Annotated in this window: 19 protein-coding genes; 10 read left to right on the top strand and 9 right to left on the bottom strand. The window is 61.9% G+C overall.

The window, feature by feature from the left end; genetic code table 11:
- The first annotated feature begins 64 nt into the window (after window positions 1–64).
- From G3256_RS11360 to G3256_RS11340, 5 genes are read left to right on the top strand one after another with little or no spacing between them, the layout of a single operon-like run.
- On the top strand, window positions 65–1,387 hold the full coding sequence (locus tag G3256_RS11360; RefSeq protein WP_169640927.1) for a sugar ABC transporter permease: 1,323 nt from the start codon (window positions 65–67) through the stop codon (window positions 1,385–1,387).
- An 11-nt stretch (window positions 1,388–1,398) separates the two neighbouring features.
- Window positions 1,399–2,160 (top strand): ATP-binding cassette domain-containing protein, encoded by a 762-nt coding sequence (locus G3256_RS11355; RefSeq protein WP_169640926.1) that lies wholly within the window; start codon window positions 1,399–1,401, stop codon window positions 2,158–2,160.
- 4 nt (window positions 2,161–2,164) lie between these two features.
- On the top strand, window positions 2,165–3,604 hold the full coding sequence (gene xylB / locus G3256_RS11350) for a xylulokinase (protein WP_169640925.1): 1,440 nt from the start codon (window positions 2,165–2,167) through the stop codon (window positions 3,602–3,604).
- On the top strand, window positions 3,601–4,905 hold the full coding sequence (gene xylA, locus G3256_RS11345) for a xylose isomerase (protein ID WP_169640924.1): 1,305 nt from the start codon (window positions 3,601–3,603) through the stop codon (window positions 4,903–4,905). Before xylB ends, xylA begins: the two co-directional genes overlap by 4 nt.
- A gap of 12 nt (window positions 4,906–4,917) precedes the next feature.
- Window positions 4,918–5,847 (top strand): glucokinase, encoded by a 930-nt coding sequence (locus tag G3256_RS11340; protein ID WP_169640923.1) that lies wholly within the window; start codon window positions 4,918–4,920, stop codon window positions 5,845–5,847.
- Here the strand turns inward: G3256_RS11340 and G3256_RS11335 are convergent.
- The 9 genes from G3256_RS11335 to G3256_RS11295 all read right to left on the bottom strand — a co-directional run bounded on the left by G3256_RS11335 (window position 5,826) and on the right by G3256_RS11295 (window position 15,944).
- Window positions 5,826–7,742, bottom strand: coding sequence for a beta-galactosidase (locus G3256_RS11335; protein WP_169640922.1), 1,917 nt, complete (start codon window positions 7,740–7,742; stop codon window positions 5,826–5,828). The genes G3256_RS11340 and G3256_RS11335 overlap by 22 nt on opposite strands.
- Window positions 7,743–7,983: 241 nt before the next feature.
- Window positions 7,984–8,589 carry a 2-dehydro-3-deoxy-6-phosphogalactonate aldolase gene (locus G3256_RS11330; protein WP_169640921.1) on the bottom strand — a complete coding sequence of 202 codons (606 nt, stop codon included), beginning with the start codon at window positions 8,587–8,589 and terminating at the stop codon, window positions 7,984–7,986.
- Entirely contained in the window at window positions 8,586–9,491 is a 906-nt protein-coding gene (locus G3256_RS11325; RefSeq protein WP_169640920.1) for a 2-dehydro-3-deoxygalactonokinase, read from the bottom strand. The genes G3256_RS11330 and G3256_RS11325 overlap by 4 nt, the downstream gene beginning before the upstream one ends.
- Window positions 9,492–9,498: 7 nt before the next feature.
- Entirely contained in the window at window positions 9,499–10,269 is a 771-nt protein-coding gene (locus G3256_RS11320) for an SDR family NAD(P)-dependent oxidoreductase (protein ID WP_169640919.1), read from the bottom strand.
- Between the two features lie 97 nt (window positions 10,270–10,366).
- Window positions 10,367–12,451, bottom strand: coding sequence for an alpha-galactosidase (locus G3256_RS11315; RefSeq protein WP_169640918.1), 2,085 nt, complete (start codon window positions 12,449–12,451; stop codon window positions 10,367–10,369).
- Window positions 12,448–13,296 carry a carbohydrate ABC transporter permease gene (locus tag G3256_RS11310; protein ID WP_169640917.1) on the bottom strand — a complete coding sequence of 283 codons (849 nt, stop codon included), beginning with the start codon at window positions 13,294–13,296 and terminating at the stop codon, window positions 12,448–12,450. Before G3256_RS11310 ends, G3256_RS11315 begins: the two co-directional genes overlap by 4 nt.
- A gap of 1 nt (window position 13,297) precedes the next feature.
- Window positions 13,298–13,645, bottom strand: coding sequence for an MmcQ/YjbR family DNA-binding protein (locus tag G3256_RS11305; RefSeq protein ID WP_169640916.1), 348 nt, complete (start codon window positions 13,643–13,645; stop codon window positions 13,298–13,300).
- On the bottom strand, window positions 13,642–14,568 hold the full coding sequence (locus tag G3256_RS11300) for a carbohydrate ABC transporter permease (protein ID WP_169640915.1): 927 nt from the start codon (window positions 14,566–14,568) through the stop codon (window positions 13,642–13,644). Before G3256_RS11300 ends, G3256_RS11305 begins: the two co-directional genes overlap by 4 nt.
- A 119-nt stretch (window positions 14,569–14,687) precedes the next feature.
- On the bottom strand, window positions 14,688–15,944 hold the full coding sequence (locus G3256_RS11295; RefSeq protein ID WP_169640914.1) for an ABC transporter substrate-binding protein: 1,257 nt from the start codon (window positions 15,942–15,944) through the stop codon (window positions 14,688–14,690).
- 246 nt (window positions 15,945–16,190) lie between these two features.
- Here G3256_RS11295 and G3256_RS11290 point away from each other — a divergent pair, with 246 nt between their 5' ends.
- The 5 genes from G3256_RS11290 to kynU all read left to right on the top strand — a co-directional run bounded on the left by G3256_RS11290 (window position 16,191) and on the right by kynU (window position 22,024).
- Window positions 16,191–16,982, top strand: coding sequence for an IclR family transcriptional regulator (locus G3256_RS11290; protein WP_169640913.1), 792 nt, complete (start codon window positions 16,191–16,193; stop codon window positions 16,980–16,982).
- A gap of 3 nt (window positions 16,983–16,985) precedes the next feature.
- Window positions 16,986–18,044: an ABC transporter ATP-binding protein gene (locus tag G3256_RS11285; RefSeq protein ID WP_169640912.1), complete on the top strand. Its 1,059-nt coding sequence runs from the start codon at window positions 16,986–16,988 to the stop codon at window positions 18,042–18,044.
- A gap of 342 nt (window positions 18,045–18,386) precedes the next feature.
- Window positions 18,387–20,006, top strand: coding sequence for an AMP-binding protein (locus G3256_RS11280; protein ID WP_169642414.1), 1,620 nt, complete (start codon window positions 18,387–18,389; stop codon window positions 20,004–20,006).
- Window positions 20,003–20,833: a tryptophan 2,3-dioxygenase gene (locus G3256_RS11275; RefSeq protein ID WP_169640911.1), complete on the top strand. Its 831-nt coding sequence runs from the start codon at window positions 20,003–20,005 to the stop codon at window positions 20,831–20,833. The genes G3256_RS11280 and G3256_RS11275 overlap by 4 nt, the downstream gene beginning before the upstream one ends.
- Window positions 20,834–22,024, top strand: a complete 1,191-nt coding sequence (gene kynU / locus G3256_RS11270; RefSeq protein ID WP_246227555.1) for a kynureninase — start codon at window positions 20,834–20,836, stop codon at window positions 22,022–22,024.
- Window positions 22,025–22,047 lie beyond the last annotated feature (23 nt).

Here is a 22,047-nt window from a genome sequence, read left to right as displayed (position 1 = left end):
TTTCGGTCTGCAGCCCCCGCGCGATAGCGCGGACCATACTGCACACCCTGTCCGGAGCCAGGCCATGAGCGACCAGACCTCACAGAAATCCGCACCCGGTACCAGTAAAGAAGGTTTCTTCGCCCGCTTCATCCGCGAGACCGAAATCGACACCCGCCTGCTGGGTATGCTTGGCGCTCTGGCGCTGATCTGGGTCGGATTTCACGTTTACGGCCAGCTTGTTAACGGCTTTGGCGCCTTTCTGACGCCGCGCAACCTGTGGAACCTTTCGGTGCAGACGGCCTCTATCGGGATCATGGCAACGGGCATGGTGCTGGTGATTATCACGCGCCATATTGACCTCTCCGTGGGCTCGGTGCTGGGCTTTTGCGCGATCATCATGGGTGTCATGCAGGTCAACATCCTGCCGCAGTTTCTGGGCCTCGGCCATCCGCTGATCTGGATTATCGCAATCATCGTCGGTGTGATATGCGGTGGCTTTATCGGTGCCTTTCACGGCGCACTCATTGCCTATGGCAAAATCCCCGCCTTTATCGTCACGCTCGGCGGCCTGCTCGTGTGGCGTGGTGCCGCCTTCCTTGTGGCGCGCGGCGAGACGATCTCGCCGGTGGACGAATCATTCTCTCTGCTGGGAGGGGGGCCTTATGGCGCCATCGGGTCAACCGGCAGCTGGATCATCGGCATCCTTGGCTGCGCCGCGGTTCTCGGCCTGATTATCATGGGCCGGCGCAAACGCAGCGTGCACGACATACGCCAGCGTCCGGTCTGGGCTGAAGGGTTCCTCGCCCTCGTGGGCTGTGGTGCTGTGATCGGGGCTGTACTGCTGGTCAACGCCTATCCCTGGCCGCGCGGCATCGTGCGCCGCTATGCCGAGGCCGAAGGCATCACCGTCCCTGAAGGCGGGCTCTTCATCAGCCACGGCTTTGCCATTCCGGTCCTGATCCTCATGGCGGTGGCGATTTTTATGACCATTCTGATGTCACGCACCCGTTTTGGACGCTATGTCTATGCCATCGGCGGCAACCCCGAAGCAGCCGAACTCGCCGGCATCAACACACGCTTCATGACCGTGAAGATTTTCGCTCTGATGGGCGCGCTGACCGGGCTCTCGGCCGTGGTCGCCTCCGCGCGTCTGGGCTCTGCGACCAACGCCCTTGGCACACTCGACGAGCTCTATGTGATTGCGGCTGCGGTGATTGGCGGCACCTCACTGGCGGGCGGTGTCGGCACGATCTATGGTGCCGTTCTCGGTGCGCTGGTCATGCAGTCGCTGCAGACCGGCATGGTGCTCATCGGCTTTGACGCGGCCATTCAGCAGATTGTTGTGGGGTCGGTCCTCGTGCTGGCCGTCTATCTCGACATTCTTTACCGCAGCAACTCGAAGTAAGGGGACAGATAATGTCAGACCAAACTCAGACCCCGCTGGTGCAGCTTAAAGACATCTCAATCTCTTTCGGGGGGATCCGCGCTGTCGATCACGTCAGCCTTGATCTTTATCCCGGCGAGGTCGTCGGGCTGCTCGGTCACAACGGTGCCGGTAAATCGACGCTGATCAAGATCCTGTCGGGTGCTTATCAGAAAGACAGCGGTGAGATCTGGATCAACGGCGAAAAAGCCGACATCCAGAGCCCGCGGGATGCGCGAGACTATAACATCGAAACGATCTACCAGACGCTGGCCCTGGCCGATAACCTTGATGCCGCCTCCAACCTTTTTCTGGGCCGCGAACTGGTCTCGGCGGCGGGCTTTGTAGATGACGTCAAGATGGAGAGCGAGACCGCGCGGATCATGGCGCGGCTCAACCCCAACTTCCGCAAGCTCAAAGAGCCGGTCTCCGCGCTTTCAGGGGGGCAGCGGCAGTCCGTAGCGATTGCCCGCGCGGTCTATTTCAACGCGAAAATCCTGATTATGGACGAGCCCACCGCTGCACTCGGTGTGCATGAGACCCAGATGGTGGCCGAACTGATCCAGGAGCTTAAAAAGCAGGGCCTCGGCATTTTCCTGATCAGCCACGACACCCGCGAAATGCTGGAGCTTTGCGACCGTGTCTCGGTGATGAAAAACGGCCAGATGATCGGCACGGAACGAGTGGAGGATGTCACCGAAGACGATATCCTGTCGATGATCATCATGGGTAAGAAACCGGAGAAGGCCGCCTGAGCGCATGTATATTGGTCTTGATCTCGGCACCTCGGGGCTCAAAGCCGTCCTGACGGACGACCACCAGGCCATTCTGGCCGAGGCGACGGCACCGCTGGAGGTGCAGCGCCCGGCCTCTGGATGGTCAGAACAGAACCCCTCCGACTGGCTCCGGGCCGCCGAAGCAGTGATGGCTGAGCTGGGGGCCGGGCAGGACCTCGGTGCCGTGCGTGGCATCGGGCTCAGCGGCCAGATGCACGGCGCCACGCTGATCGACAAAGCAGGCGATGTGCTGCGGCCCTGCATCCTCTGGAACGATACGCGCGCGTATGCCGAGGCCGCACAGATGGATGCGGATCCGGCCTGGAGGGAGATTTCCGGCAATATCGTCTTTGCGGGCTTTACAGCGCCAAAAGTCGCCTGGGTCCGCGCCCATGAGCCGGAGACTTTTGCGCGCTGTGACAGGATTCTGCTGCCCAAGGATTACCTGCGCTACTGGCTGACCGGGGAGGCTGTCTCGGAGATGTCGGATGCCGCGGGCACATCCTGGCTGGATACCGGCGCTCGCGACTGGTCTGACCGGCTTCTGGCCAAAAGCGGGCTCAGTCGGGCGCAGATGCCGCGTCTCGTCGAAGGCTCCGACGTCTCAGGCGAACTGCGGCCTGAGCTTGCAAAACGCTGGGGGCTGGCCGCGGGCGTCGTTGTCGCGGGCGGAGCAGGTGACAATGCTGCCTCGGCTGTGGGTATGGGCGTTGTAAACCCCGGGCAGGCATTCCTGTCTCTGGGCACCTCAGGGGTGCTCTTTGCCGCCAGCGGGGCCTACCAGCCGGATGCACCGAGTGCCGTGCACACCTTCTGCCACGCGCTGCCCGGCGCCTGGCACCAGATGGGGGTGATCCTCGCCTGCACCGATGCGCTGAACTGGTATGCGCGCCTCGTGCAGTCGGATGCGCAGACCCTTACAGCCGGTCTCGGCGCGCTTCAGGCGCCCTCGGAGACGGTTTTCCTGCCATATCTCGGGGGCGAGCGCACGCCGCACAATGATCCTGCTGCAAGGGGTGCGTTCGCGGGTCTCGGCCACGCCACTGACCGCAGCGCCGGCACCCGCGCGGTTCTGGAAGGCATCAGCTTTGCCTTTGCCGATTGCCACGACGCCCTGCGCAGCACCGGCACGCAGATCGACAGCCTTGTGGCTGTGGGCGGTGGCAGCCGGTCGGACCACTGGTTGCAGATGCTGGCCACTGTGCTGGATCTGCCCGTTGACGTGCCCGCCGCGGGTGATTTTGGTGGTGCTTTCGGTGCGGCGCGCCTGGGGCAGATGGCCGCCACGGGGGCAGGTGCTGAGATCGCCACACCGCCCCCGGTGGACCGCCGGATTGATCCTGATACAAAGCTGCAGGCTGCGTTTTCTGATGCGCATGCCCGTTACCGTGCTGTCTATTCCGCCCTCAAGGAGGCCCTATGACTAATTTTTTCAAAGGCATCGATCCCGTTCGTTTTGCGCCTGATGCCGGGCCCGACACGCTGGCGTATCGCCACTACGACCCTGACGAAATGGTCGCCGGTAAGCGTATGGAAGATCACCTGCGCTTTGCGGTTGCCTGGTGGCACAGCTTTGCCTGGCCCGGTGGCGACCCCTTTGGCGGTCAGACCTTTGAGCGGCCATGGTTTGGCGATACGATGGATCTGGCGCGCCTGAAAACCGATGTGGCGTTTGAGATGTTCGCGCTGCTGGGGCAGCCCTATTTCTGCTGGCACGATGCCGATATCCGGCCCGAAGGCGACAGTTTTGCGGAAAGCAAACGCAATTTCGAAGAGATCATCGATTACATCGGTGAAAAGATGGACGCGCAGGGCACAAAGCTGCTCTGGGGCACGGCCAATCTTTTTTCGCACCGCCGGTTCATGGCAGGTGCTGCGACGAATCCCGATCCGGAGGTCTTTGCCTGGTCGGCCGCGACTGTGAAGAACTGCATCGATGCGACCCACAGGCTGGGCGGCGAGAACTATGTGCTCTGGGGCGGGCGCGAAGGGTATGAGACGCTGCTCAACACCGATCTCGCGCGTGAGCGCGCCCAGGCCGGGCGGTTTTTGCAGATGGTGGTTGAGTATAAACACAGCATTGGTTTCAAGGGCGCTGTTCTCATTGAGCCGAAACCGCAGGAACCGACCAAGCACCAGTATGATTACGACGTGGCCACCGTATACAGTTTTCTCAAGGACTTCGGACTGGAAGACGAGGTGCAGGTCAATATCGAGCAGGGTCACGCGATCCTGGCCGGCCACAGCTTTGAGCATGAACTGGCCACGGCGGCGGCGCTCGGGATCTTCGGCTCGATCGATATGAACCGCAATGACTATCAGTCGGGTTGGGATACCGACCAGTTTCCAAACAATGTGCCCGAGGTCGCACTTGCCTATTACGAAGTGCTCAAAGCCGGCGGGTTCAGCACGGGCGGCACGAATTTCGATGCCAAACTGCGTCGTCAGAGCCTTGATCCCAATGACCTGATTGCAGCGCACGCCGGTGCGATGGACGTCTGCGCGCGCGGCTTTAAAGCGGCTGCTGCGATGCTCGAAGACGGCGGGCTTGAAGCGGCCCGCGCGGACCGCTACGCCGGGTGGGACAGGGAGCCTGCAAAGACCTGGGCCACGACTGCTACGCTGGGGGAGATCGCCGCCGAGGTGGAAAAAGGCGGTATCGATCCGCAGCCACGGTCGGGCCGTCAGGAAATTCTCGAAAATTACGTCAGCCGCTTTGTCTGAGGACTGAAGACTATGACACTTATTCTGGCCGATGTCGGGGGCACGAATGTGCGTTTTGCCGCAGCGCAGGACGGCGTCATCGATGGTGCGCGGATCAAACGCTACCAGAATGACGACTTCGACAGTTTTGACAGTGCCTTGAGCAGTTATCTTGAACGTGCCGGCGTCAGTGGTGTTGAAGGGCTGAGCGTCGCTGTCGCCGGCCCTGTAAGCGGTGGTGCCGCGCGTCTGACCAATCGCGGCTGGAGTTTTAATGCGGCGGATCTTGCAGAGGCCTGTGATGGTGGTCCGGTATATTTACTGAATGATCTCAGCGCACTGGGGTACGCTCTCGATGTTCTGGGTGAGGATGACACAAGTCTTGTGCTCGACGGGCCGGTGGTTGCATCCGAGCAGCGTCTCGTCATCGGTGCAGGGACAGGCTTTAACGTGAGCCCGGTGCTGCAGTCAGGCGGACAGACCTTCTGCCTCAGGGCTGAGGCCGGTCTGAGCAGCCTGCCGACCCGCGTGGCCGGAATCATGCAGGCCTATATCGGCGGAGTGGCGCCCTGGGTGCGCTGTGCAGAGGATGCGGTGCGCGGGCCGGGGCTTTCCGAGCTTCACGCCGCCGCAACAGGCGGCCCGGTACGGGATGCGCGTGATGTGATGGCTGCGGCGGATGAGGGTGACAGTGACGCGCTGGCCTCCACCGAAGTCTACGCGCGTATGCTTGGTGCCTTTGTGCAGGATCTGCGTCTTCTCTACATGCCAACCGGTGGGATTTTCCTTGCGGGGTCGGTGGCGCGCGGGTTGCTGGCCAGCCCTGCGCGAGACGTTTTTATTGAGGCGCTTGGCGGACAGCCGACGGTTAAACAGACGATGGCACAGGTGCGTGTTTCGCTGATTACCCGGGATGAAGCGGCGCTGGTCGGGTGTCTTGCTTACGCACAATCCATGGGCTGATGTGGCCACCATGTGACACCTGCTGCGGGGATCGTTTCACCATTGTATTCAACCGCCTCTGATCCATAGTTGAATGCAAACCTTAGGGTTTTTGTATCCCTGATCCGCAGTCCCGGAGGCAGTTCTGAGACGTCAAGACCGGCATTCGGTGCGATCTCGGAGATTATACGTTTCCACAGCTCCGGATCCGGCCAGCCGCCGAGATAATAGGCTGTGCCGTCGCCTACCAGCACCGCCGCCCCCTGCAGATCACTGATCACTGCGGTGGCGGAGCCTTCCAGCGTTTCCATCCAGCGGTGCACAGCACCACCGCCTGCAACGGCACGCCGGGTGCCTGGCGGCAGGCTTTCGACACGCGTGACGGTGACGTCAAGCTCCGGCACGGCGGGGCCCATCGGATCAGGGATCGTGAGTTCCCGCGTCACGGCATTCATCCGTGGTCCGAAAACGACGGATCTGTCCCCGAGCGCGCGGAAAAGTGCATCCGGCACCGAGGCGATGCCGGGCGCAAGAACGAGCCGGTAGCCGTCGAAAGCCCTGGCAGACGAAGGCAGAATATCGACCGAGAGCCCCGACCGCCGCAGCGCGCGGTAGCAATCCAGTACCAGTCGGAAGTAGCTGAAATCGGCGCCCTGAGGCAGCGTCGCCCAGGCCCATTCCGACGGATAATCAAAGATCAGCGCAACCGGCGCCTGAACCTGTTCAACAGCGGGCATCTCGCTGAGTTCCTGTGCTACCCGGGCGGCTTCGTCGAGCCCGGGCGCGGGTGCGTCATCAGGCCGGCGCAGGCCTGCGTGCATCTGTTCCTGAGCAAAAGGGGCCTGACGCCAGCGGAAGTAACTGACCACTTCGGCGCCATGGGCAAAGGCCTCCCAGGTCCACAGACGCACCATGCCGGGCAGAGGCGCGGGATTATAGGGGGCCCAGTTCACCGGCCCGGGCTGCTGCTCCATGACCCACCAGCGCCCGTCGCGCCCGACCGCGCGATAGAGGTCGTGGTGGAACGCCTGCATGTCCGGGTCGCCCTGCTGCAGATACTGCGCGCGGCGCTCAGGCGAGGCCTCCAGCCGGTCCGACAGGAAACCGATGGGGTAGCTGTCCCAGCTGGCGATATCAATGGAGCGGCCCACGTCGAAATGGTCGAAATCCAGCACCCGGCCCATGTAGTTGTGAATGAGCGGCGCATCCGTGCGCGCGCGCAGAGCATCGACCTGAACCTCATGCCAGCGCACCACCTGATCAGAACTGAACCGGCGAAAGGCCAGTTCATGCGACGGATTGGGCTGTGTCACGGTCAGATTAGGCAGGCCGATCTGGTCAAAACTGCTGTATTCCATTGACCAGAACACATTGCCCCAGGCCGTGTTCAGCGTATCCGTGTCGCCGTAGGTCGCGGCCAGCCAGTGCCGGAAAGCATCCCGCGCCGCGGGCGACCATGAGAGGACCGTGTCGTGACAGCCGTATTCGTTATCAATCTGCCATGCATGAATGCGCGGGTCGCGCCCGTACCTGTCCCCGAGAATTTCCGCGATCCGCCCGGCCTCGGCGCGGTATCCCGCGTGGCTGAAACAGTAGTGCCGCCGTGAGCCGAAACCACGTATGTGCCCCCGGGCGTCATGGGCGAACATATCGGGATACTTATCGGCCATCCAGGCAGGCGGCGTGCAGGTGGGTGTCCCGAGAACGATCCGCAGCCCTGCGTCCGAAAGCACGCTGATGGCGTCATCCAGCCAGGCGAAATCAAAGCTACCCGGCTGCGGCTCTATCCGGCTCCAGGCGAACTCGCCGATGCGAACCCATGAAAGCCCTGCGGCAACCATGTTCGCCGCATCCGATTCCCACATGCTGCGCGGCCAGTGTTCGGGATAATAACAGACACCAAGGGACTGCTTCATTGTATCGTCTCCGGAACGGTGCGCTGCCTGGAAAGGAGCCGGCAGGCCTCAGCGGTTATTCCTGCGTGCTGTCTGCGCACAGGCGCCGGGTTGCTTTCTGCGCATGCGCTGTATCTGACCAGAAATATTTCAGTATCAGTATTGCAGATCTCACACCTGATGTGTTGCTTCAGAGGCCTGCGATCCGTTTCGGGCGACCCGACGCCGGGAACAGACCTGTGCTCCGACGGCATTCCGGTGCTCATTTCAGAGCGGCGGTGCAGGCCGCAACAATGTCTGTGGCGCGCGCGGCCGCATCGTCAGCTGACATCCCCGGTTTATAAAGGGCCGAACCGATCCCGAAGCCGTCAGCACCTGCCGTGATCCAGTCCGAAAAATTCTCCGGGCCCGCGCCTCCCACTGCGTAAACTTTTGTACCGGGGGGCAGGATGGCCCGCATCGCCTGCAGCCCGGACGGGCCGGCCATAGTACCCGGAAAGAGTTTGAGCCCGTCGGCGCCGGCTTTGAGCGCGGCCATGGCTTCGGTCGGGGTAAAGACGCCAGGCCAGCTCTGCATGCCAAGCGCCTTTGTCGCGGTGATCACCTCCGGGTCACAGTTTGGCGAGACAATCAGCCTGCCACCGGCCCCTGCAACCACCTGCACTTCGGCGGTGCTGAGCACCGTGCCGGCCCCGATCACGGCCTGGTCGCCATAAAGCCGCACAAGTGCTGCGATGCTCTCGGGCGCATCCGGCGAGTTCAGCGGCACTTCGATGGTGGTAATGCCGGCGTCGATCAGAGCCGCGCAGATGTCGGGTGCTTCGGCGGGGGTTATCCCGCGCAGGATGGCGATGAGGGGAAGGGTCATGTGGCCTCTCTGAGTAATCTGCGGGCAGCGGTAAGCCCGGCAAGCGTCGCGCGGTCCGTATCGGCAGGAATGGCATGTGCGCCCTGCAGGGCGAGCGCATCACGATAGGCGCGGGCCTGCGCGCCCGTGCCGAGAATGGCCAGGTTCTGGCCCAGCCAGTATGCCTTTGTCGCCGCAAGTTCGGACCCGATCAGCAGACCTGAGAGGCGCGCGCGGGCGATGGCACCATCGGTGCTCTGCAAAAGCTGTCCTGCCCGAAGGCCAAAGAGCCGTGCTGCCAGCCGCTCCGGATGTGCCATGGTGTCACCGACCGCTTCTGCAAAGGCCGCATCGTGCCAGCCGTCAGGATCGAGCGAGTGGCGCAGCACCGAAGACTGCCCGAGCAGGGCAAAAAGCTCCCCGGTCATCACGGTCTGAAAGCTCACAACTTCGCCGGCGCTCAGATGCGCCCACTTGGTATGCGTCCCAGGCAGACAGATCACGCCGTCCCAGCCCGGATTGAGCTGCAGAAAACCTGCAATCTGTGTTTCTTCTCCGCGCATCACATCAGGTGGTGCGGCCTGCGACAGCCCGGAGACCACATGCACCGCAAGCCCGCCCGACGCCGGAGCGCGCGTGAGGACCGTATCAAGCGGTGTGCAGGGCACGGCACGATAAGCGGCCTCGACCCAGCCCTGACGTGAGCCGACCATGCCGCAGGCGATCACGGGCAGGTTGCCGGCAGCAATCCAAGGGCTGATCAGGGCGCGCAGTGCCGGCTCAAACCCGTCTGTGGTGAGCCCGCCCATGCCCTGATCCGACTGCGCCTGATCCACGACCGTTCCTCCCTGCATGGCAAAGGCGCGCAGGTTCGTGGTGCCCCAGTCAACGGCAATCCAGTCAGGTGATACGGACGCGCTCATGGCTCTCCTATCCGGTTGTCACGACGCCGCCATCCACAACCAGGCACTGGCCGGTCATCATGCGGCTGGTTGCAGATGCCATGAAAAGCACCGCATCCACAATATCGCGTGGTTCCAGATGGGTTTTCAGGCACTGGCGGTCGAGATGCGCGGCGAGCCCTTCCGGCGTTGCCCATTTTTCGAGCTGTTTTTCAGTGAGAACCCAGCCCGGAGCCAGCGCGTTCACCCGGATGCCGTCGGGCCCCAGTTCGCGCGCAAGACTGCGGGTCATCGCGGTGATCCCACCATTCGCCGCCGTATAGGCAGGATAGCCCGCATTACCCATCATATAGCTTATGGAGCTGAAATTGATGATCGATCCCGCGCCAGCGCTGATCATGCCGGGGGCCACGGCCTGGGCTGCGAAAAGATAGGCTTTGAGGTTCACTGCAAGCAGGCTGTCCCATTCCTCCGGCGTCAGCTCCAGCCAGTTGTGACGTTTGTCATTCGCTGCATTTGAAACAAGAACCTGCACCGGGCCATGCGCCTCAGCGGCCTCTGCGACGGTGGCACGCAGGCGGTCAGTGTCGGTGATATCGCCCTGCAGAAAAAGCGGCGCACGCCCGTGCTTCTCTGCCATCGCGTCGACGAAATCACTGGCATCCGAGCGCCCGATGAAAGCGACCTTTGCCCCCTGTCCGAGGAAGCCGTCGGTGAGGTCGGCGCCGATGCCCGAGCCGCCGCCGGTGATGTAAACTGAGGCGTCTTTCAGGTCGTGGAAGGTGGCAGTGGCGGTCATGGCATCGGATCCTTCAGGGCTGATTTTTGATGTGCACCTGGCGTGCACAGACTGTGCACAGAGTGTGCACCGGTTTGTGCATATAAGGGTCGGGCGCTCACAGGCGTTTTCCTTCCAGCACCCACATGGTTTCCGGGAAGGACCAGGGCAGAGTGAGCCCGTTCTGCATCAGAGCGGCACCGGTCAGAACCACCGGTGCGTCTTTCAGCGCCATCCGGCCGCGCGACAGACCAGGTGCCGAGGCGCGGTTGCGCAGGCTCACCTCATAGCGTGCTTCGCGGTCGAGCCGTGTGAGGCGCAGCGGCCGGGGCGCGATCTGAGCCGAGGTTGCAGCCTTGCCGGCAAAGACCACGAAGCGGCTGCCGTCCCGGGCCTGCTGCTGTTCGGCAATCACCGCTGCGTCGGAGGCGTCAAGGCGCAGGATGTCCGCCGCCATCATCCAGGCGCGGTTGTCTTTCCACCATCGGGTGACGTCGCGCAGCACCTGTGCTTCGTGATCCGTCAGTTCGCGCGGGTCCATCTCGAACCCCATGTGCCGATGTGCCGCGACCCAGGCGCGGAATTCGATATCGAGCACGCGCCCCGAGGTATGGCAGCGGCGCGGCCCCACATGGCTGCCGGTGACGGCGGCGGGCAGAAAAAGGGCGGCGTTGTGCTGGATCTGCAACCGCTCCAGCGCGTCGTTACTGTCGGACAGCCAGACCCGCTGGGTGCGGCTGAGAATGCCGAAATCGATCCGCCCGCCGCCCGATGCACAGCTTTCGATCTCCACATGCGGAAAATCGGCGCGCAGCCTGTCGATCAGCGCATAAGATCCGTGGGTCTGCGCGGCGTCCGGAAAGGGCAGGACCCGGTTGTGATCCCATTTGATGTAGTCAACGGGATGCGCGATGAGCAGCGCCGATATCCGGTCATACAGAAAATCGCGCACGTCGGGCAGCGCCATGTTCAGCGCCTTTTGCTGGCGTCCGAGGATCTGATCTTCGGCGCCCAGTGCCCAGTTGGGGTGCGCGCGGTGAATGTTGCTGTCGGGGTTGATCATCTCGGGCTCGAACCAGATGCCAAAGCTCATGCCCAGCCCGTGCACGTGATCGATGAGCGGGCCGAGCCCGTCGGGGTATTTGCGCGGGTCAACCTCCCAGTCTGAGAGGCTTGAGGTGTCGTCATCACGCTGCCCGAACCAGCCGTCATCCAGCACGAAACGTTCGGCGCCCAGATCCGCGGCGCGGGCCGCGATGTCTTTCAGCTGCGGCATGTCGTGGTCGAAATAGACGGCTTCCCAGCAGTTATAATGCACCGGACGCAGGCCCTCTTTATCCGTCCAGGTGACGATGCGGTCGCGCAGGTGCCGCTGATAAGAGACGGCGGCCCCGTTGAGCCCGTCAGAGGAGTAAACGGCATAAAGCGGCGCGGTGCGGAAGCTGGTGGCCGCCTGCGTCTGCATGCGCGCGGCGTGGCCGAACTGCACCTGACGGCGCCCGTCGGGCAGCTCTTCCGCGATCATCCGGTGCCCGCCCGACCAGCCATAGTGAAAGGCACAGGCCTCGCCGCTGGCATTGGTGGCGCCACGGGCGGGGATGATCAGCCCCGGGAAATGCTCGTGTCCGGTGCGGCCAGTGCGGTTTTCGCGGTAACGGATGCCGGGGCTCCAGGCGGTGCGGTTCATCTGAAACTCGCCACACCAGCGGCCGGCAAAATCGATCATCTCATCCGAATGCTGCGGGGCAGGGAACACAGGCGCCGAGAGCCAGTGCAGATGCAGGGGCCGGTCGGCCTGCAACTCTGCCGAGGCGCGGATCACATGAGTGTCGGGATCCAGGTCAAAGACGGCCGTATAGGTCAGCCGGTTGTCACTGTCTGTGCAGGTTATCCTGAGATGCTGCGGGGTTTCTTCCACGGCCTCGAGGGTAAAGCGCGGCAAAAGCGGCGTGCCGTCCTGATCGCGCACGACCACGCCGGGCTGGCCGGGAAAGCTGCGCGAGGCTTCGGGGCAGATCGAAAGGTCGGGGTTTTCATCCAGCATCCCCCCGGTCACATCGAGCCCGGAGGTCTGCACAAGCTGATCCGGATCCTCATCCAGGGGCAGTGGCGCGCCCCAGTAGACGATCTGCGGCATGCGCCCCATAAGGGACGTCAGCAGAAGCGTCTGCCGCGCATCGTCCAGCCGCCAGCTTGTTTTCACTTCACAGCTCCCAGCGTGAGGCCTGCGATAAAGTGTTTCTGCATCAGGAAGAACATCAGCACCGGGGGCAGGGCGGCCACAATCGAGCCTGCGCTCATCAGGTGATAGGCCGCGCGGAACTGCGAGTTAAAGGAAGTGATGCCGGCGGTGACAGGCTGGCTTTCCGGCCCCTGCGTAAGCACAACGGCCCAGAAATAGTCGTTCCAGATAAAGGTGAAGATCAGCACAGAAAGTGCCGCAATCGCGGGTTTCATCAGCGGGATGACGACGTACCAGAAGATCTTCCACTCTGCGATGCCCTCGACGCGCGCGGCCTCGATAAGCTCATAGGGCAGGGCGCGGATGAAATTGCGCATGAAGAGCGTACAGAACCCGGTCTGGAAGGCTATGTGAAAGAGCACAAGCCCGGTCTTGGTGTTGTAAAGCCCCATGTCGAGTGTCAGGTCGCGCACCGGCACCATCAGGATCTGGAAGGGCACGAAGTTGCCCGCCACGAACATGAAGAAGATCCAGATGTTGGATTTGAATTTGTAGATCCCCAGCGCAAAGCCCGCGAGGCAGGACAGCGCCACGGCCCCGATGACCGTCGGCACGGTGATCAGCACCGAATTAAGCATATAGCGCGGCATGTCGGAATTGGTGAAGACCTGGCCGTAGTTGGCGAAGAGCTCAAAGGACGAGGGCATGCCCCAGTAGTTGCCCTGTGTGAAATCCACCGCGGGCTTGATCGAGAAGATCGCCACGGCGATGAGCGGCAGCAGCCACATGATCAGCGCCAGCGGCAGCAGCGACTGATAGGTCAGCTGCCAGGAGCGGGAGGTTTTTTCAATCGGTGTCGGAAACATATCAGGGCGCCTCCCGGACAGATCTGGGCAGACCACGACGGATGGTGTCGTAGCTCACGGCGATACGGTGGCGCGCCTCGTCCTGAGCCAGCGCGGGCAGGTCGAGCTGCACCCATGAGCGGTGGAAATAGGGGGCTTTGACAGCGGCACCTGCGTCGATGAGCATAGCGGCCGTTTCGGCATCAGGGCATTTCACCGCAACATGGTCCGTGTTGGCCGCGCGCTTTTCTTCGTGCCCGAAAAAGGCGAACATTTTGCCGCCGACCTTCCAGGCATCGAGCTCACCCGGACCGGACAGCACAGCACCGGGGCGTTCTGCGCAGAGCGTATCGAACTCCATACGGGTCATCGGCCCCGCTCCTCGGACCACATGGACCACAGGAAGTAAGCAATAAAGATCAGCATGATGAGAAAGAGCACCACGGCGATGGCGGCGCCATAGCCCATGCGGAACCCATATTCGCTGAGCGCTTTTTCGAACATGTAAAAGCTCAGCACCCGGGTCTGCCCGAACGGGCCGCCGTTAGTCATGATCGAGATGAGATCAAACGACCGCAGCGCGCCGATGATGGTGACGACAAAGGCAATAAAGGTGGCGGGTTTCAGTTGCGGGATGATGATATACCACAGCATTTTCCAGCCCTTTGCGTTGTCCAGACGCCCGGCTTCGATCTGTTCGGGATCCACGGCGTTCAGGCCGGTGAGATAAAGGATCATGCAATAAGCGGTCTGTGGCCAGAGACCGGCGGCGATGATCCCGTAGGTGGCCATCGTCGGATCGCCCAGGACGTTCACAGGGCCCAGCCCGACAAGGCCCAGCACGCCGTTCAGCAGGCCCTCATTGGGCAGATAGAACCAGGAGAAAACGAGACCCACGACCACCTGGCTGAGCACGAAGGGGAAGAAAAACAGAGACTTATAGATGCGGATGCCGGTCACGGTCTGGTTGAGAAAGAGGGCGATGAAAAGCCCGCCGGGTATGGCCAGCAGATAAAACAGCAGCCATTTGAGGTTGTTCCAGAGCGAGACCTCAAAGGCACTGTCGTCCATCAGCTCGACATAGTTTTCCATGCCGATGAAACGCGCCTCACCAAGCCCGTCCCAGTCGTAAAAGGAGATCACGATCGACTGATAAATCGGCCAGATTACGTAAAAGGCGAAAAAAAGGATCGCGGGCGCCAGAAACAGCCAGGGCGTGACGGCGATCTCGTTGCGCTTGTACCAGCTGCGCGGTGGCGGCATGGTATCCGGTACGGCAGGGCTTGTTGGCATCGGAAGTCTCCCGTTCTGGCGCGGCGCTCACGGCAGCACGCAGACCGGTGCGTGCCATCGACAGTGTCGCGCAGTGGCGGCGGTGGTCCGGGCGCAGGTGTGCGCCCGGACCGGTGGGATTACTTGTAAACCCGGGCCTGAACCTTATCGAGACGGTTCAGGATGTCGTCGAGGTTGTCCGGAAAGACCATGAATTCCTGCAGGCCCTGCATCGCTTCCGCAGCCATTTCCGCCGGATAATCGCGGTCAAAGAACTGCGCGACACCGCCGGGGCTGTTGGAGCTGAGCATGGCAAAGCCTTCGTTGAGGAACTTGTCATCATCCACAGAGGCGCTGGCATTCACGGGAAGCTGCCCGAGGTTCGCGCCGTTGTTGATCTCGGTCTGAACGTCGGCTGAGACCACATAGCGCAGGAATTCGCGCGCGGCTTCCTTATTCGTGGCATTGGCCGGGATGTGGAAGGTATCCGTGGGCGCGTCTTCGGCCAGTTCAACATCCGGGTTGATGGCCGGGAACTGATAAAAGTCGAGCTTGTCGTCATCCAGACCCGCTTCGCGCAGCGGCGCCACTGCGAAGTTGCCCATCAGATAGGCCGCGGCCTCGCCATTGGCCATGAAGGGCAGGGCTTCCTGCCAGGAGTAGTTCTGGTGGTTCTCGACATAGGCGCCCATGTCGATGAGTTCGCGCCAGTTGGCAAAGGTCGCCCGCACACGGTCATCGGTCCACGTCACTTCGCCGGCGGCGAGTGCCATGTGGAAATCAAACCCGTTTGTGCGCATGTTGAGGTAGTCAAACCAGCCGCCGGCGGTCCAGAGGAACTTGGAGCCGATGGTATAGCAGGCCCGACCGCTGTCGATGATCACCTGACAGTTGGATTTCATCTCGTCAAAGGTCGCGGGCTCTGAGAGGCCCAGTTCTTCATAGATGTCTTTGCGGTAGTAGATGCCCCACTGGTAATATGTGTAAGGCACGCCCCACTGTTTTCCGTCGATGGTCATCGCACCCTTGGTGGAGGCCAGGTTCTCGGCAATCTCGGGCTCGGCCCAGAGATCAGAGACATCCTCGAAAAGGCCTGCGTTCACGTAGGGTGTCATCCGGTTGGCCGCATACCATGTCGCCACATCCGGGCTGTCGGCGGTCAGAAAGTTCCGGATCTGGGTTTTATAGGCTTCGCGGTCGATCACGGTGGTGGAAATCTCAAGATCGGGGTGCAGCGCACCGAAATCCGCAATCATCTTTTCCATCGTCGCGCGCGGCGCGGGGTTGGATGTATCAAGGAAAATCTTGAGCTCTCCCGAAAGCTCGGCGGCAGCAGCACCGGCAAGCATGGTTGAGCCGGCCAGTGCCATCAGCATTGATCTGGTGGTGAAACGCATTGTGTCCTCCCTAAGGTACGTATGCTTTGGTATTCGTCCCCCCGGTTTCCTGACAACGATCCTGCAAATGAGTTTCATTATTTGGAACCAAGTTTTATATATTGAAAACTACAGCGCAATATGCCTAGACTGTCAACAGTCTTCTTGGCTGTGGTCGCAGGAGGCAAAGCACCCGGGGGAGACGTCGGACAGACGGCGCAGCGCCGGTTCGCAACAGGGTGCATCTTATTAGGGGAGGCCACTGACATGTCCGGAGACGGCACCGTTGGCAAAGCGCTGGATGTACTGGATCAGGTGGCCGCCTTTGGCCGCCCGGTGCGGTTCGGCACCTTGCTGGCGCAGAGCAGCTATCCCAAGGCGACCCTCTACCGCTTTCTGCAGACGCTGACCTCACAGGGGATGCTGGAATACGATGCAGAGCATCAGACCTACAGCCCCGGCGTGCGGCTTGTCCGGCTGGCCCATGCCGCCTGGACCCAAAGCTCGCTGGCACCGATTGCGCGCCCTGCACTGGACAGGCTGAGTGCTGAGGTCGGGCATACGGTGCATCTGGCACAGCTCGACAATGCCCAGGTGCTTTATGTCGACAAGCGCAACGCGACCCAGCCGGTTGAGATGTTCAGTGATGCAGGCAAGGTCGGACCGGCCTATTGCACCGGGGTGGGCAAGGCGATGCTGGCCTTTCTGCCGGAAGAAGAGCTTGAACGCGTGATCCGGCAGCAGTCTTTTCACCGGTTTACCGATCACACGCTGACCACGCCCGCAGCTCTGAAAGCCGAGCTGCACGAGATCCGCCGGCGCGGATACGCCTTTGACCGCGAAGAGCACGAGCCCGGCATTATCTGCATCGCCCATCCGGTTCTGACCGGACAGGGCAGGGTGCTGGGCGCGCTGTCGGTCACCGGCACGACGGAAACCATCTCTCTTGAGGCGCTCGAAGCGCTGGCCCCGCGTCTTGCCGGGGTCGCAGTGTCCGTCGCCGCTGATGCTCAGGCCTGGCGGTTTCCCGATTCAATCATGCAAAAAACAGGGACGTAATCCATGACAGGTGTCACGCTGAAACAGGCGATCAAACGCTATGGCGATGTGCAGGTGATCCACGGGATCGACCTTGAGATCGAAGACGGTGAATTCTGCGTCTTTGTCGGGCCGTCGGGCTGTGGCAAGTCCACACTGCTGCGCATGATCGCGGGGCTCGAAGAAACCAGCGCCGGCGAAATCCACATCGGCGCGCGCGATGTCACGCGGCTTGATCCGTCTGACCGGGGCGTCGCGATGGTTTTTCAGACCTATGCGCTTTATCCGCATATGACCGTGGGCGAGAACATGGGCTTTGGTCTCAGGATGAACGGGGTGCCGGCAGCGGAGATCAAAGAGAAAGTCGGGATGGCCTCGGATATTCTCAAGCTCGGCCCCTATCTCGACCGCAAGCCCAAAGCGCTTTCCGGCGGGCAGCGCCAGCGGGTCGCCATCGGGCGGGCGATCGTGCGCGGCCCGGAGGTGTTTCTCTTTGACGAGCCGCTGTCCAATCTCGATGCGGAACTGCGCGTGGAAATGCGTGTGGAGATCGCGCGGCTGCACAAGGACATCGGGGCCACGATGATCTATGTCACCCATGATCAGGTCGAGGCGATGACCCTTGCCGACAAAATCGTCGTGCTGCGGGCCGGAAAGATCGAACAGGTGGGTGCGCCGCTCGAGCTTTACCGTGATCCGGACAACCGCTTTGTGGCGGGTTTTATCGGCTCTCCTGCAATGAATTTCCTCGGCGGAAAGGTCGTGGCGGGTGGTGTGGAGGTGCCCGGACTGGGCCGCACCGTCGCCGTTGAGGCGTCGCTGCCGTCCGAAGGCACAGAAGTGACGCTTGGCGTGCGGCCCGAGCATCTGGAGGTCCGCAGAGGGGAAGGCGCGCTGAGCGCTGAGCTTTCAGAAGCGCTGGGCGGGGTTTCTTATCTGCACCTCGACACACCCACCGGCGAGCGCATGATCGTCGAAGAACGCGGCGATGACCGCGCCTCGGAGGGCGATACCGTCGATGTCACTTTTGAGCCGCGTCGTGCCATGATCTTTGACAGGGAAACCGGACTGCGCATCAGATAAGCACTCTGCGGACTTATGGCTGATTTGCTTTAGGTCTAAAATATTTGCTCTTGAAGCAAATAGCGACTCACCCTAACGTCACAGGCAGGTGCGGCAGCGCTGTGGCGGCACCTTCGGGCGGGAGTGAGCGATGCAGATCAACGGATACCTGTCACCAGCTGAGCCGATGCCCCGCGCGCGGGGCCGAAAGGAACGGATATATCGTGAATCTGATCCTGAAAGCGCATTGATATGGGATTTTTCCCGTAAAAATATCGTATTCAGACAAGCGCCCGCAGGCGCAGCGACCTGCGTACAGATACTTTCGGGCTCACAACCGGCCCGATCTCAGGGTGAGCTGATCTGATGCGCGCTTCCGCCCATACCGACAGTTTTGCGCGCGATAATCTGCCGCCGGAAGAAAGCTGGCCGGATCTCATTCTCGACGGTTTTGACTATCCTGACCGACTGAATGCCGCGGTGGAACTGACCGATGCGATGGTCGCCAGGGGCTTTGGCGACCATACCGCGCTTATCGGAAACGGGCGGCGCCGGACCTATAAGGAACTCGCCGACTGGACCAACCGGCTGGCGCGTGCACTGGTCGAAAACCTTCGCGTAAAGCCCGGCAACCGGGTGCTGATCCGGTCGGCGAACAACCCCGCGATGGTCGCCTGCTGGCTCGCAGCGACCAAGGCGGGTGCCGTGGTCGTCAACACAATGCCGATGCTGCGCGCAGGCGAGCTTTCCGGAATTGTGGACAAGGCCGAAATCAGCCACGCGCTCTGTGACACGCGGCTGATGGATGAGCTGACCGCCTGCGCGAAAACCAGCAGCTATCTCAGATCGGTTGTCGGGTTTGACGGAACCTCCAACCATGATGCGGAGCTTGACCGCCTGGCGCTGGAAAAGCCGGTGCAGTTTGATGCCGTTGATACAGCACAGGACGATGTGGCGCTGCTGGGCTTCACCAGCGGCACCACGGGCAGCCCCAAGGCCACGATGCATTTTCACCGCGATCTGCTGATCATCGCCGACGGCTATGCGCGCGAGGTGCTGGGGGTCACACCCGAGGATATCTTTGTGGGTTCGCCGCCGCTGGCCTTTACCTTCGGGCTTGGCGGGCTTGCGATCTTTCCCCTGCGGTTCGGAGCGGCGGCAACCCTGCTGGAAACCGCCTCGCCACCCAATATGATCGAGATCATCGAGAAATACCGCGCGACTGTGTGTTTCACCGCACCCACAGCCTATCGTGCGATGCTGGCCGCGATGGAGGAGGGCGCCGATCTCTCCAGCCTGCGTGCGGCTGTGTCCGCGGGCGAGACACTGCCCGCGCCTGTCTATCACGACTGGCAGAAACAGACGGGCAAGCCGATGCTCGACGGGATCGGAGCGACCGAACTGCTGCATATCTTTATCTCCAGCCGTTTCGATGATCACCGCGCGGCCTGCACCGGCAAACCGGTCGGCGGCTATGAGGCAAAGGTGGTGGATGCCGAGGGCGCGGAAGTCCCGCGCGGCACCGTGGGCAGGCTCGCGGTACGCGGCCCCACCGGCTGCCGGTATCTCGCCGATGCGCGGCAGAATGACTATGTGACCGATGGCTGGAACATCACCGGTGACAGCTTTTCCATGGACGAGGACGGCTATCTGCATTTCGCCGCGCGCAACGACGATATGATCATCTCATCAGGTTACAATATCGCGGGGCCCGAGGTTGAGGCGGCGCTCATGTCGCACGCCCATGTGGCCGAATGCGCCGTGGTCGGCGCGCCCGATCCGGAACGGGGCAGTATCGTGCAGGCGCATGTGGTGCTCACGGAAGGCGCGCAACCCGGTGCCGATCTTGTTGAGGCGCTGCAGACCCATGTCAAAGAGCAGATCGCCCCCTATAAATATCCGCGCGATATCCGTTTTGTCGCGGAACTGCCGAAAACGGCGACGGGCAAGATCCGGCGGTTTGCTCTGAGGGAGACATCATGAGCTCCGGAGGTGACGACCCGGCGCAGGGTGCGAAACTCGATTTTGCGGCCGATATGTCCTATGGCGATTATCTGCAGCTCGACCCGGTTCTGAATGCCCAGCATCCGCGCTCGGAGGCGCATGACGAGATGCTGTTCATCGTGCAGCACCAGACCTCTGAGCTCTGGATGCGGCTGGCCATTCACGAGTTGCAGGCGGCGCGCGAGACCATGCAGAGCGGCGAATTGCGCCCGGCGTTCAAGATGCTGAGCCGGGTCGCACGGATCTTTGAGCAGCTCAACGGATCCTGGGATGTGCTGCGTACGATGACGCCCAGCGAATACACCGCGTTTCGCCCTGCTCTGGGCAATTCCTCCGGGTTTCAGTCGCATCAGTACCGGCTGATCGAATTTCTGCTGGGCAACCGGAACGCAAAACTGATGCAGCTGCACGCGCACCGGCCTGCAGCCATGGCGGCCCTGAAGGCGGAGATGACAAAACCGAGCCTCTATCAGACCGCTCTTGCGCTGCTGGCCGACAGGCTGGGAGATCAGGATCATTCCGGCGCGCCGTCGGACACGGCCTGGACGGCGCAGGCGACCGTGCAGGATCAGTGGCAAAAAGTTTACGTTTCGCCATCAACCCACTGGGAAATATACGAACTTGCCGAAAAACTGGTGGATCTGGAGGATTATTTCCGGCGCTGGCGTTTCAACCATGTGACGACCGTGGAGCGCATTATCGGGTTCAAACGCGGCACCGGCGGCACGTCGGGTGTTGGCTATCTGCGTAAAATGCTGGAAGTTGAGCTGTTTCCGGAGCTGTGGCATGTCAGAGGGGCCCTGTAAGTGACTGATGTAACGCGTAAAGACCTGTTCCACATGCCGGAGGGGGTTATTTATCTCGACGGCAATTCGCTGGGGCCGATGCCTGTGGGCGTGCCCGGCGCACTGGAAGAGATGCTTCATAAAGAATGGGGTGCGCAGCTTATTCGCGGCTGGAATACGGCGGGCTGGATGGCGCAGCCCACGCGGGTGGGTGACATGGTGGGCCGGCTCATAGGTGCGCCCGCAGGATCCGTGGTGATGGGCGATACGCTTTCGGTCAAAGTCTATCAGGCGGTGGCGGCAGCGCTGAAAATGCGGCCCGACAGGGGGCTCATCCTGTCGGACACCGGCAATTTCCCGACCGACCTTTATATGGTCGAAGGGCTGATTTCGACGCTGGATCGCGGCTATGAGCTGCGCACTGTCGAGCCCGGAGCGGTCGCCGACGCCATCGACGAGACCGTGGCCGTAGTCATGCTGACCGAGGTGGATTACCGGACGGGCCGGATGCACGACATGAATGCCATCACCGCGCGGGCCCGGGAGGCGGGGGCCGTGATGATCTGGGATCTGGCGCATTCCGCCGGTGCGATCCCGGTGGATATTGCCGGCTCGGAGGCTGAATTCGCGGTGGGCTGCACCTATAAATACCTCAACGGGGGACCGGGGGCGCCGGCCTTTATCTACGTGCGTCCGGATCTGGCAGACAGCATCGAGCCCGCGCTCAGCGGCTGGCTCGGACACAGAGATCCCTTTGAATTCAAACTGAATTATCAGCCGGGCGCCGGGATCGAGCGGATGCGGGTGGGCACCCCGCCGGTTTTGCAGATGACCACGCTTGAGTTTGCAATGAAGGCCTGGGATGGCGTTGACATGGCCGATGTGCGCGCCGCGTCCGTCGCCCTGCAGGAGCGGTTCATCGAAGGTGTCGGGCGCGCAGTGCCTCAGCTTGCGCTCGCCAGCCCGCGCGACAGTGCACAGCGGGGCAGCCAGGTCTCGTTCCGTTTCGAGAATGGCTATGCCGCGATGCAGGCGCTGATCCACCACGACGTGATCGGCGATTTCCGCGCGCCCGATATCATGCGGTTCGGCTTTACGCCGCTTTATCTTGATGCGGGCGACGTTGACGAAGCGGTGGCGCGCATCGCGCGGGTCATGCATGATCGGCTCTGGGACCGGCCGGAATTCAAGACCCGCAACCGGGTCACATAGATGAACCACAAGCCGGACCACCG

The sequence above is a fragment of the Roseobacter ponti genome (assembly GCF_012932215.1).
Classification (GTDB): Bacteria; Pseudomonadota; Alphaproteobacteria; order Rhodobacterales; family Rhodobacteraceae; genus Roseobacter; species Roseobacter ponti.
This window is presented reverse-complemented; position numbering and strand designations above follow the sequence as displayed.